At 74.3% G+C, this 12,519-nt stretch carries 9 protein-coding genes; 3 read left to right on the top strand and 6 right to left on the bottom strand.

Features of this window, described 5'->3' with window-relative positions:
- The first annotated feature begins 20 nt into the window (after positions 1–20).
- Positions 21–1,166, top strand: a complete 1,146-nt coding sequence (locus tag CC117_RS13695) for an alpha/beta hydrolase family esterase (RefSeq protein ID WP_071084130.1) — start codon at positions 21–23, stop codon at positions 1,164–1,166.
- 33 nt (positions 1,167–1,199) lie between these two features.
- Here the strand turns inward: CC117_RS13695 and CC117_RS13690 are convergent, their stop codons facing one another.
- Positions 1,200–2,384 (bottom strand): hypothetical protein, encoded by a 1,185-nt coding sequence (locus CC117_RS13690; protein WP_241830081.1) that lies wholly within the window; start codon positions 2,382–2,384, stop codon positions 1,200–1,202.
- Positions 2,385–4,050: 1,666 nt separating this feature from the next.
- Here CC117_RS13690 and CC117_RS38955 point away from each other — a divergent pair.
- A complete protein-coding gene (locus CC117_RS38955; protein ID WP_407673517.1) occupies positions 4,051–5,739 on the top strand; it encodes a S1C family serine protease in 1,689 nt (562 codons plus the stop codon).
- 46 nt (positions 5,740–5,785) lie between these two features.
- On the opposite strand, the gene CC117_RS37435 is transcribed toward CC117_RS38955, so the two are convergent.
- Positions 5,786–5,968 carry a hypothetical protein gene (locus CC117_RS37435; RefSeq protein ID WP_157905403.1) on the bottom strand — a complete coding sequence of 61 codons (183 nt, stop codon included), beginning with the start codon at positions 5,966–5,968 and terminating at the stop codon, positions 5,786–5,788.
- Between the two features lie 108 nt (positions 5,969–6,076).
- On the opposite strand from CC117_RS37435, the gene CC117_RS36275 reads away from it, so the two are divergent.
- Positions 6,077–7,567: an RNA polymerase sigma factor gene (locus CC117_RS36275; protein ID WP_071084126.1), complete on the top strand. Its 1,491-nt coding sequence runs from the start codon at positions 6,077–6,079 to the stop codon at positions 7,565–7,567.
- A gap of 27 nt (positions 7,568–7,594) precedes the next feature.
- On the opposite strand, the gene CC117_RS13675 is transcribed toward CC117_RS36275, so the two are convergent.
- From CC117_RS13675 to CC117_RS13660, 4 genes are all read right to left on the bottom strand, one after another.
- Positions 7,595–9,451 (bottom strand): copper resistance CopC/CopD family protein, encoded by a 1,857-nt coding sequence (locus tag CC117_RS13675; protein WP_071084124.1) that lies wholly within the window; start codon positions 9,449–9,451, stop codon positions 7,595–7,597.
- 61 nt (positions 9,452–9,512) lie between these two features.
- On the bottom strand, positions 9,513–10,289 hold the full coding sequence (locus CC117_RS13670) for a YcnI family copper-binding membrane protein (RefSeq protein WP_071084122.1): 777 nt from the start codon (positions 10,287–10,289) through the stop codon (positions 9,513–9,515).
- A 270-nt stretch (positions 10,290–10,559) separates the two neighbouring features.
- Entirely contained in the window at positions 10,560–11,288 is a 729-nt protein-coding gene (locus CC117_RS13665; protein ID WP_116287783.1) for a hypothetical protein, read from the bottom strand.
- Between the two features lie 55 nt (positions 11,289–11,343).
- A complete protein-coding gene (locus tag CC117_RS13660) occupies positions 11,344–12,438 on the bottom strand; it encodes a hypothetical protein (protein WP_071084119.1) in 1,095 nt (364 codons plus the stop codon).
- Positions 12,439–12,519 lie beyond the last annotated feature (81 nt).

Genomic DNA, 12,519 nt, shown 5'->3' with positions numbered 1-12,519 from the left:
GGCGCGTCAGAATACCCGTCGTGTCGGCCGCCCACCGCCGCCGCGTCGCCGCGGTCCGGCTTCTCACCTCACTCCTCGTCGCCGTGATACTCGCGACGGGCTGTGGCTTCATCGGCGGCAGCGGGAGCAGCGGCCGGGCGGGGTCGCCCGCGGGCCGCGGGGCGCCTACCCAGGCGCCGCCGACCGCCGGTCCCGATGCCTTCGAGCGAAGTGGACGCGGTGGTCAGATCCGCCTGACCCTGCCGGCGGATCAGGCGGCCCGGCCGTACCCGCTGGTCGTGGCGCTGCACAGCCTGTACCACGACGGAAGCGAGCCGCAACGGGGCTGGGGCCTGGACGAACTCGCGCGGTCGGCGGGATTCGCCGTCGTCTATCCGGACGGCCTGGACCTGTCGTGGAACGCGGGGACCTGCTGTGGCCCGGCCTCCGCCGGAGGAGTGGACGACATCTCCTGGCTGCGCTCGCTCATCGCGCACCTGGAGACCCGCTATCCCATCGATCCGCGGCGGGTCAGCATCATCGGCCTGTCCAACGGCGGCATGCTCGCCTACCGCTACGCGTGCGAACACGGCGACGAACTGGCCGGCTTCGCCGCCGTCGCCGCCAGCCTGCAGACCCTGAACTGCATCCCGCCGGCCCCGCTGACCACCGTGTCGATCCACGGCGGTCAGGACGGGCACGTCCCCTATGCCGGGGCGCTGTGGTCCGAGGCACTCCAGACGGGTATCACGCCCACCGACGTCAGCCTCGGCCCGTTCCGGTCGGTGGACGGCTGCCCACCGCCCACCCAGCCGGGCGACACCAGTTACACCGGCGCGGACGGCCGGCCGCTCGGCACCACCCCCGATCCGGTGGGGGYCACCCCGACCGCCGGCCCGGACGGGGGAGCTGCCGCGATCATCGCCGCCGCCGGTCCGGACGGCCAGGCAGTCCCCGGGATGCCGGCGTCGCCGTCACCTCAGACGGCACCCGCGCCGGCGACGCAGCCGGTCGCCATCCGGCACGAGACGGTCTGCGCGTCATCCGCCCGGCTCGTCCAGTACCTGCTGCCCGGCCTCGGTCACGGCTGGCCGGCCCTGACCGGGCCCACCGCCTTCGACACCGCCGCCGTGCTGTGGAGCCTCCTGCGGGACGCCCGGTCAGCCACCGCCGGCCCCCGGATGTGAGTGAGYCGGCCGGGCGGCCAGGCGGACGTCCGGTCAGCCCGCGGGCTGGAAGGACGTCCGGAGTGCRGCCATCAGGGTGTTGAGGGTGCCCGCCGCGTCAGCCGGCACCCGGGCGATGAGCACGTAGACCGATCCGGGGGCCTCCACCGTGCGCATCAGATAGGACACCCRCTGCCCGTCCCGGTCGTAGGAACCGGCGAGTTCCTGGGTCGGCGCCCCGTTCGCGTCGGTGGCACCGCCCGAACGGTCCTGGGTGAGACCGGTGACACTGCCGAACTCACCGGTCTGTACCTGGCTCAGCGCCGTGGGGGCGTCCCCTCCCGCCACCCGCGCGACCCCGATCATCTGCGGGCCGTACTCCGCGGGGGTGCCGACAGCCCCGGCGCCCGGCTCACCGAAGAAGACGCCCGTGTTGTCCCGGCGCTGCTTCCACGTCGGCGGATGGGAGAACGTGGCTCGCTGGTCGGGGTCCGTGTACGCCACCCAGTCGGCGGGAACTGCTGCCGGGGCCTGACCCCCCGCCGGGGCGCCTGCGGAGGGCGTCGGCGCACCGGCGGGCCCGGCAGACCCGGTAGGAGTGGCGGACGGCTCGGAGCTCGGGGCTGAGGACGCACTGTCGCCGCTGGGCCGCACCTTCTCCCACACGACACCCGCCCCCACCCCGACGCCGAGTGCCACCCCGAGCACGACCAGCGCGATCACCAGGCGGCGCAGGAAGGGCCCGAGCCCGGCGTCCTCGCCACCGGGCAGATCGTCCGCGTCGTCCAGGTCGTGGACGTCCGCCGGGAAGTCCGGCTCGTCGAAGCGCTCCGCGTCACCGAAGCCGTCCCGGCGGGCCGGCGATCCGCGGCGCGGCGCGCGACCACCGCGCTCCCTGCCGCTGCCACGGCCGTCCAGGCCGTCGCCGTCGCCGTCGTAGGCGTCGCTGTCGTAGGCGTCGTAGGCGTCGTCACGGTCAGCGACCTCGCGGCCGGGGAGCTCTTTCTCCCGGAGGCCACGGCCGGCACCGTCGCGGCCAGCGGGCCCGCGGGCAGTCCTGCCGCGAGTTGCCCCGCCGGGGGGTGTGCCGTACTCCCGGGCGGGGTCGTCCACCGGCTCGCCGCGGGGCGGCGCGCTCGATCGGGGCGGTTCCGGCCGGTACAGGTCCCCGCGAGGTCCCCGCGACCGCGGGTCGGCTCCGGCCACGTTCTCCGGCGCGGCCCACTGGCCGGTGGGCATGCCGGGCCCCGCGCCCGTGCCCGGGCCGGTGCCTGCGCCCGGACCCGCACCCGGACCCGCACCCGGACCTACGGCGCCACCGACCGGCGGCCGAGGGCCCGTGGGGCCCGGCGGACGGGTGGGTGTGCGGGCTGCACCCGCCCGCGGTACCAGCGCCCTCCGCACGGACGTACCGCCCGAGCGATGGGTCGTCGGCTCCTCCCAGCCTCCCTCCTGCGGCGGGCCGGCGGACGGGTACCGGTCCGCGGCGGGCCCTGTCGGCGCGGGACCCGGTGGCGGATAGCCACCGGTGGCGGGACCGGATCCATGGTCCGGAACGGGCGCGTAACCAGGACCGCCAGGACCGCCGGGACCGCCGGGACCACCGGGCGGGTAGCCGGGAGCGGGCGGGTAGTTCTGCGGGGGCGGGTACTGCCCGCCTGAGGGATACGGCCCGCCGCCTGGACCGGGACCGGGCGTGGGGGCCTGGGGGTATCCCGGCTGCGGCGCGTAAGCGCCGTCCTGATAGGCCCCAGGGCCCGGAGCGCCGGCATGAGGCGGGGCGCCCCCGTGCTGGCCACCAGGCCCGAAATCGTCCGGATACCGGTCGCGGGAGCCCGATTCGTTCCAGTAACCGTCGGGATCCGGGACACCCTGCGGGTGCTCCCGATAGGCCGGCCGGCCCTGATCGCCTGGACCTCCCCTCCATGCACCGTCCGTCACCAGACAACCTCCGATTCCGGGACATGCAGGAAATACCCCGCGCGATATACCGGTGTACCACGCCGTTGCGGAAGCGTTGCGCGAGCCCCCTTGACATTCGGGCCAACCGCCACACAAATCAGCCCGAGACCTTGTCCGCCCTTCCGCCACACGACCCGTCCCGGCGCGACGGATCACCTACTGCGCGCGGCGGTCGGACCGCGACGGTGCTCCGGCCATCACCGACCGCAGACATCACGCCTGGCGCACACCGTCACGGGCGGGCGTCCGAACGCCGCCGCGGTGCGGCATCCGCCCGTCCGACAAATGCATCATGGACCTGCGGGAACCAGCACCGACTGGCACAAACGTGCCGTTCACGGCCGAGATCCTCGGTCGGGCCACCGGTCACCGGGGCCGCGGGGCCCTCGAGGCGTTCCGGTTCGGCGATTCCGGGCGTCGCGCCCCGTTCATCCGGCCGGGGCGGTGATCCGCTTTGTGGGCCGTGCTTCCGGAAGCTGGCGCAATAGCCGGGCCGGGCACAGCGCGACATCACCGCGGCAGCGATGAGAAGCTCACGGACGACATCCACTGCCGCCCAGTGCGGGATCTCAGACGGGATCTCGGGACGGGGCGGGCGGCCACGGCGGCGGCATCCAACAGTGTGCGCGGCGGCGCAGCCGGCCGGGTGGCTACGAACGATGCGTCATCATGCCGGGGCCCGCCCCCGGCAACAGACGGCCACCGCACGGTCTGCGGCGCCTGCCGCGAGGCCGCCGGGGCCCCGGATCCGGCAGTATGTCCTGGATCCGACACCCGTTGCGGTGCCGGCTAAGCGGAACGTTGGTCGGAATTCAGGAATCGCTCAGGGTGCCGGGGGAAAGTGCCTACCATGACAGCCACGCACGACGCTCGGTCCCCCTGGGCTCCGCCCGCTGACGCGCCGGAGCGAACCAGGGCCGAGACGGCCAGTTCGGAGGGGCCGGTGGACCCGCGGTCGCAGCCGCACGAGCATCCGCGGCAGCCGGAGGCGCCGCCTCCCGGCGCCCCGGCGCCGATCTCCGGCCCTGCCGGAGCCGCTCCTCCGTCCGGCGCGTTCGCCTCGCCGGACACTCCGGCCCCGGCTCCGCTGCCGAACGCCCCCTACCCCGGTGCGGATGCGCCCGGGGGCTACCGCCCAGCGGGCGAGCACCAGCCGGGCCAGTTCCAGTCAGGCCAGTTCCAGGCCGGCTCCCAGCCGCCTGGTTCGCCCCAGCCTGGTTCGCAGCCGGCCGGGGCCCAGCCCCCGCAGGGCCGCCCGACCACGCCCTACGGCCCGCCTGCGCCCTGGGCGTCGCCGCAGGCGGCCGCGCACCAGGGCGCCGGCGGTGGGCAGCCCGGCACCCGTGACTCGCAGCAGCGCAGCGTCTGGGGAAACCCGTCCTGGGGCGCTCCAGTGCCTCCTGGGCCAGCGTCCGGCGGCCCGGGGCCCGGCTCCGGGGTCCCCGGCGGCCCGGACCCCTTCGGGCGGTTCGCACCCGCCACGCCCACACCGCCCCCGATGCGCCGCCGCCGCCTGGTCGCGGGTGCCCTGGCGATCGCGCTCGTCTCCGCCGGGATCGGCGGCGGTGTCGGTGCCCTGGTAGCGGGAGACGACTCACCCGTGTCCGTCGTGTCGACCGATTCGGGCCTGCGTCAGTCGACCGCCGGCGGCGGAGTCTCGCCGGCCGCGGACAACACCGTGTCGGCAGCGGCGCAGGCGATCCTGCCGAGCGTCGTCACCATCGCCGAGGAGTCCGGCCAGGAGGCTGGGACCGGGTCCGGCACGATCATCCGTCCGGACGGCTACATCCTCACGAACAACCACGTCGTGTCCGCGGCCGCGAGCGGCGGGACCCTCACGGTCACGATGCAGGACGGCCGGACCTTCGACGCGGAGATCAAGGCGACCGACCCGAGCGCCGACCTCGCTGTGATCAAGATCGACGGCACCAACCTCCCGGCCGCCACCTTCGGGGACTCGACAGCGCTACAGGTGGGCGAGCTCGTGGTGGCGGTGGGCAGTCCGCTGGGCCTCAACGGAACAGTCACCTCGGGCATCGTCAGCGCGCTGCACCGACCGGTGCGCACCGGTGACGAGACCGTGCGGGACCAGCAGAACACCGTCCTGGACGCAATCCAGACGGATGCCCCCATTAATCCGGGCAACTCGGGCGGCCCGCTGGTGAACAGCAGGGGCGAGATCGTCGGCGTGAACACGGCGATCGCGACGGTCGGCGGTAGTTCCTCACCCTTTGGTGGTGCACAGCAGTCCGGCAACATCGGGGTCGGTTTCGCGATTCCAGGCAGCTATGCGGAGAAGGTCGCCGGCCAGCTCATCAACAACGGCACTGCCCGGCACCCCTATCTGGGGGTAAGCGCCGCCACCGCGGGCGAGAACACCCGGTCGACCGCGGCGAGCGGGACCGGCGCCCAGATCCGCGACCTGGTCAGCGGAGGCCCGGCGGAGAAAGCGGGCCTCCGGCCGGGCGATGTCATCACCAAGGTGGGGGATCGGGCTGTCACGGACGTAGATTCACTGATCGCGGCCGTCAGGTCCCACGACGTAGGCAACGAGGTGGAGGTCACGTACCAGCGCGACGGGCAGACCGGCACAGTGACCGTGACGCTGCTCGAGCAGCCACCCAATTCCTGATCATCGTACGGACGTTCGCTTTCGGGAACACCAGGCTGATTCGACATCAGTCGGCAGGACCGGTCCACGCCGGCGATGCCGGCGCGGATACGGCGAAGATGCCATCGGATAAGCTGGCTCCGACGCCCGATGAAGGGGGATACGGCACCATGTTCAGCGTCAAGCTGACCATGGTGTCGAGGTGGCGACAAAAAATCTTCACAACCTTCACCCCGGCCAGATCAGGCACCTCCTACTATTGAGCCTGCCTGACCGGTGACCAGGACCGCGCCACAATGGTCGGGAACCTGGTCCCGGCGCCGAGGCCAGGAACGTCGTCCCGGGGAGAAGCAGACTGATGAACGACGACGCGGACCTCGTGGCCCGTGTTCGGCGTGGCGATCGTCAGGCTTTCAACGATCTCTACAACCGCTACGCCGACGACGTGTTCTCGATGTGCCTACTGATCCTTGGCGATCCCACCGTGGCGCGGGCAGCGGCCGGCACCGCGTTCGCCCTGGTGGCTCGAACGAGGCTCAACCCCCTGTCCGACCCCACCAGGCTGCGGCCGTGGCTGCTGGAGCTCGCCCGCGGCAGCGCGCTGGCATGGTCCGGGTCGCCGCAGGCACGCAGCGTCCCGGTGCCGCACGGGGTCTCGCCGGAGGAACTGCTGGACGGCGCGGTCGTCCCCGCTCCGGCGAGCCTGCGGGCCGGGTTGCAGCGCACCTTCGACCGCGCGGCGGTCGCCGCCGGTGCAGCCGCCGCGGCGGCAAGCAAGCGGGCCGTGGAGCGCACCGGGCCGGAGCCCGTGGGCTCGACCGGCAGCTCGGCAGCTCAGGGCATGGCTGCGCAGCCCCACCGCGGAACAGCCGCCGGCGGCGCACCAGCATTCCCGGGCGGCTCGGCCGGCCCGATACCGACACCGGCGGCGCGAGCGGCCTTCACCGCGTCCGGCGGGGCCGGCACACGACGCGGTCCCGGTGGCCCCGGAGCAGGGAAGGCCGGCTACCCGCACGACGACGCGGTCACGATCGTCTCCCCGTCCACCGGGCTGCACGCGAGCCCTGGGGACGGCCACGAACAGCCCACGCCGACCGGTGACAGCGATGCAGGCAGCCACGGCGCCCTCCCGCTCCTCGCCGTCGACCGGGCCATTCCGGTCCAGGAAACCCGTGGTGGCGGCGGCGCGGCCGAGTTCCGCGCACGCCCAGCCGTCGCGGTGGCGGCCGCGCTGGCGGTGGCCGTGGCCGGGCTCACCGCGGTCATCTCATGGCCCACCGGGCAGTCCGAGCTGGTCGCCGACACCGGGCCCAGCATCGTCGCGATCACGCCGTCACTGCCACCCGGCCCGCTGCCGACGATGACCCAGCCGCCGCTGGCGCCCGTACCGCCGCCCCCGACCGTCGCGGGCGTGTACACCAGCCGACCCGCCGGCCCCCGGCCGACCCAGGTCGTCCGCGAGGTCGACTCGGAGACCCGCCGCACCCCCCGGCCGACCAGGCCGGCCCCGGCCCCGGCTGCCCCGCCGACGAGCGCCGACGCCCCGGCGCCCACCACCGCTCCGGTGCCGCCCTCCAGCCCGCCCCCCACTCCGGCGACCCCGCCGCCGTCGACCGGCCCGGCGCCGACTCCCACCGACGGCCCGGTGAGCCCCCCGCCGGATGGCGAGGCTCCCCCTCCCCCGGTGACCTCACCGCCGACGACGGCGCCGCTCCCGGAGCCTCCGGCCTCGGCTCCGCCGGAGTCGCCGGCACCGGCGCCGGTGGAGAGCACGCTGCCGAATCCTCTCCCCAACTTCCCCCGGTTCCCCTTCCCCTGGCCGTCCACGGCGCAGCCCGTCGCGGTCTGACCCCGATCAGTGCACCGCGCAGCCGGATCAGCGCACCGTGTAGAAGACGGTCGTCACGTACTGGTCGAAGTCGTTGACACGCAGGGTGAACCGCAGCTGCCACTCGCCGGGCAACGGCACGCCGACCCCTTCGGCGACAGCGTGCCCGTCCGTGACCTCCGCCAGCGGGACCTCCAACGGCCCGACCCCGGCCGAGGGAAGAGTCAGCTCGCCGCTGGCCTCGACGAGCCGCTGCGGTCGCCCCTGCGGGTCATAGGTGTAGACGTGGATGGTCTGCAGCCCGGTTCTGGTCGGCGCGACCTCCACGTCGACGGTCAGCGGCCCGGCGACCGCCGTCCTGGAGAAGGGCGGGGCGTAGGAGTCCCGGCCGGGGACGGTGTTGACCAGCACCGAGGTGACTGCCAGCACGGCGGCCCCGACGATGATCTCGAAGACCACCCCGCGGCGTAGCCCGGTGACGGCCAGCGAGGTGACCGGCGCGGCTGACGTGGACTGGAAGTGCCGGCGGACCCACCGCCGCGCCAGCAGACCCAGACCCAGCACGCCGAGGACGAACCAGAGCTTGTACAGCAGCAGACGTCCGTAGGTCGTGTCGAACAGCGCCCCGAAGGCACCGACCTCCCGCCACGCCTGGACGGTCCCGGTCAGCACGATCAGGGCGATCGCGATCGTGGCCGTCCTGGACCAGCGGGGCAGTACCCGGGCCAGCTCGCCGGCCCAGCCCGGCTCGACGGGCGGGTCGAGGTCCGCCCCGATACCGGCGGGCGAGGACTCGGCCGGCCCCCCGGCAGCGTGGGCGGCACGGGTCGAGCGGGCGGACCCGTCGAGCAGGGCCAGGCCCAGGACACACAGCCCGCCCAGCCAGATCGCCATGGCCACGGTGTGCACGGTCATGACAGCCGTGGCCAGCCAGACCCGGTCGCCCGCGCTGGCGTGACCGATCATCGCCATGGTCGTCGCGAGGACGAGGCCGAGCCCGGCGAGCTCCACCAGGCCGCGGCGGCCGGCCCTTTCCCCGGCTCCGTCCCCAGCTCCGTCCCCGGCCGCGGCCGCAGCCACGGGCAGCCGGCGGAGCAGCGGCACCGCCAGCAGCAGCGCGAGCACGCGGATCGCCAGGAGCTGGCCGTACCGACTGTCGAGGGTCACAGCCAGCGGATCCAGACTCAGGACGTCGGACATCCCGGATCCGGCGCTGTACGGCCCCTGGAACAGCAGCATGCCGAGCGCGCCGGCGAGGCTGAGTAGCCAGCCGGCCGCGATCAGCCGGACCGGGCCGGAGCGGCGTGCCCCGGCCGGCCAGAGGACGCCTACGAAGAAGGTCGCGCCGATCAGCAGCGCGGCTCCGGCGAAGGCCACCAGGCGGGCCACCCCCAGGGACACCCCGACCGCACGGGACCCGCCGCCGCCGGAGGGAACGGCTGCCGCCGCGCCGGCGTCCGGCGGGCCGCCGACCCCGAACGCGAACGCACCGCCGACCGGATGGCTGTCCGCGGAGACGACCCGCCAGCTCACGACATACGTCCCCGGACCGAGACTGCGACGCAGCGCGACCGTTACCTCCGAGGCGGATCCGCCGCCCCGGGTGTCGCCCTCGTCGACCCGGGTGCCGGTGGCGTCCAGGACGCGGATCGCATCCGACTTGATCGAGACGGATTCGCTGAACGACAGCGTCACCCGGTCCGGCGCGGTGTCGAGAGCCGCCCCGCCGACCGGGCTGCTGCTGGTCAGCGTGGCGTGCGCGGAGGCCGGGAGGGCCGTCGCCAGCAACGCAGCGACGGCCAGGCCGAGCACCGCCAGCACCCGCCGGACGCCACCGGCGCGCCACGGTGCACCACGATCACGAATGGTCCCGGTGTCGTGGGCGGTCCTGCGGGGTCCGGTCATGATGTGTCCGTTCAGGGGGATGGGGTGCCCTGCGCCGAGGCGGAGGGCACCCCCGGGCAGGTCAGGCGCGGCGGCGGGTGCTGATCAGCGCGAAGGCACCGGCACCCAGCCCGAGCAGACCCAGGACCAGGCCGGTGATCCCGAGCGCACGGGCAGTGCCGTCCGACTCGGATCCGGCCGCGACCGACTGGCCCGCGCCCGCGCCTGTACCTGTGCCTGCTCCCGCGGAGGTGGTGGACGCATCATCGGCGGCGGCACCTGCGCCGGAGCCCTCCTCGGCCGCCGCGGTCAGCGCGATCGCCGGGGCGGGATGCTCCGGCTCGTCACCACCGGGACCGGCCACGTCGATCCACCGGACGATCTCGCCGTCGGAGTAGGTCTGGAGCGCCTTGAAGACGACCTGATCGACGTCCTCGGGCAGCGGACCGACCGAGACGTTGAACGTGTCGAACTCGCCGGGCCTGATGCCCGCGCCGTCCTGCGCGGTCCAGGTGATCTGCGTGACGACCTCGTTGATCTGCGTGCCGTGGGCGGTCAGCGGCCTGGACGGCGCTCCCTTGGTCGTCTCATACGTCCAGCCGGGCTTGGGCTGGACGGTGACCGAGGCGATCGGGGCGTCCGCTGGGAACTGCACGTCGAGGCCGGTGGTCGACGCCGAGTCGCTCTCGGTCGGGACCTTGAACGTCAGGGTGGCGTAGCCGCCCGCGGTGGCCTCGGGGGGCGACACGGAGACGTGCGCGGACGCGGGCAGCGCGAGCGCGACGGTGCCCGCCGTGGCGGCGAGCGTGCACAGCGCACCGCGACGGAGGCGGGCTGCTGCACGGCTGGTGCGGGGCATGGGTGACCTCCTCGAAGGCCCGTCAGGCCTTCCTTGCTGGTGATCGGACTGGTGACCCGAACACCGGGGTCGTCGTTCCCGGCCTGGCCGGGCGGGACGTCGTTCACGCAGGCGGCAACGAGCGGATGTGCGGCAGCCGTCAGGCGCCGCGCACCGCGGCAGGGTCAGCCACCCGTTCCGGAACTGCTCCGGTCACAGGCGGACCCGCACTGTTCACCGACGTCCACACACGGCACGTGTGCACGCGGACGTCCCCACCGACCGGCCTGATCAGCAGGCCGGCCGGGGACTCGACCCCGGTCGCCACCCGGGCGGGCCGCGCCAGCCGGCCTCGCTTCCCAGCAGCAGGAGGTGCGTGATCCAGCGGCGGCCAGGACCACCATGGGCCCCGCCGCGGCCGCCGCCGACCCGCCCCAGGGACGATGCCGCCAGGGCTGCCCCGCAGGCCACCGTCCAGGTCCCGGGGCCGGCGGCCAGCGCCAGCCGGGTGGCGGCCCGCAACCGGTCGATCATGGTCATGAGCAGGCCTGCCACCACCGTGACGAAGCGGTCCACGGCCTCGCGCAACGCGGCCGCCGCCCAGAGCCGCCGCTCGCTGCGGTGCAGCGCGACCGCCACGCACAGCGCGGCGAGAGCGTGGCCGCCGGCCATCGCGGGGCCGGGGACGAGCTCGGTGAGCAGGTGCGCGCCCGCGCCGGTGACCTCCCGGGACGCCTGGTGGCCCGGGTCGGTGGCCGGCCCGTGGTGGGTCGCCAGGACGAACGCCGTGTGCAGCAGCACCTGGGTGGCGACGACGCCCGTGGCCACCGTGCCCAGCGGGCGCTCCCGGCCGGCGAGGCCGAAGGCTATCCGGACGAGCAGCAGGCTGGAGACCAGCACCAGTGGGAGGGAGGGGCCGATGCCACCGGCGGCGACGTGGGCCGCGACCGCGAGGCACACCGAGGCCACGCCGAACACGGCCGCCCGCGCGAAGCGGCCCGTGTCACGTACGCCCCTCACGAGGGGTAAGCCTGCCATGAACCCACGGGTCGGGAGGCTGCGACCACATCGACTGTCATGGGACGGACACCTCGGACACTCGTGCCTGCCGGCGCAGCGCCAGCCACACGGCGGCGCCGAGCCCCAGGCCGGCCCCCAGCGTCACCGCGGTCAGGACGCGAGCCAACATGATCGGGCCGACCATCGGCGCCCCCGAGCGGACGAACACTCCCAGGTCCGGGACACCGCCGAGCACCGCGAGCAGCAGCCCCACGCTCACCGCCAGGTAACGGCCGATCTCCGCGCGGCGGGCGATGAGCACCGCCCCGGCCAGGCCGAACAGCCACACCACGATCTGGACGGCGTTGCCCCAGAAGAAGGCGTCGAGCCGACCGTCGGCGTTCGCCAGGGCGATCAGAGCGGAGTGCGTGACGTCCACCGCGACCAGGCCGGCGAGCACCAGCGCGACTGGCCAGCCGGCCCTCCGGACGAAGCCCAGCGCGACCGTGCCGACCAGGACGGCCAGCGAGAGCCCGACCCAGGGCAACGGCGACGGCCCGGGAACCCACTCCAGCCGGCCGCCGTACCGGACGTCCCGGCCGTCCACCGTCAGCGGCAGGGTCCAGTCGTGCACCAGGTGCCGGCTGCCCGGATCGGCACGGACGTTCGGTGGGTCGACGGAGCCCATCCAGTGGACCCGGTGGTCGTGCCAGAACGCCGTCGCCCGGCCGCCCGCGACGCCCGAGACCCGCACCCACTCCGGCTCCGCGGTCGGGTCGACGACGCCGGCCGGTCCGGCGTCGTCGCCCTCCCGGCTCGCGTTCAGATAGGTCGCGGATGAGCGCCGGTTCTCCCACACGCCGTGGCCGTCGAGACGTAGGTAGGGTTCGTTCTCATAGCCCTCGACGACGACCGGGACGCCCGCCGTGACGACCAGACGTACCCGACTGCCGTTCTCGACGACGCTCAGCTCCACACCCGGCACGCCCGGGTCCGCGGTGACGGTGGTGCGGTAGTTGGTCGGGCCGACCCCACCGACCGTGTGCGCCGCGGCCGGGCCGGCAAGCGTCACCAGCCAGCACACGCCCCCGAGGAGCACGGCGAACAGGGCCGCGGTTCGTCGGCGGGCCCGCCGCACCACGGCACGGYGGGTGACCCGTGCACTGACCATGACAATCTGAGCGTACGGCCACACGGAACATGGCGGGGCATATTCCGCCTGGCCGGCCGGCCAGGGAGGCTCCGAGAAAGC

It is taken from the genome of Parafrankia colletiae (assembly GCF_001854655.1).
GTDB lineage: Bacteria > Actinomycetota > Actinomycetes > Frankiales > Frankiaceae > Parafrankia > Parafrankia colletiae.
The sequence above is the reverse complement of the archived record's forward strand: the minus strand, read 5'-3'. Positions and strand labels throughout refer to the sequence as shown.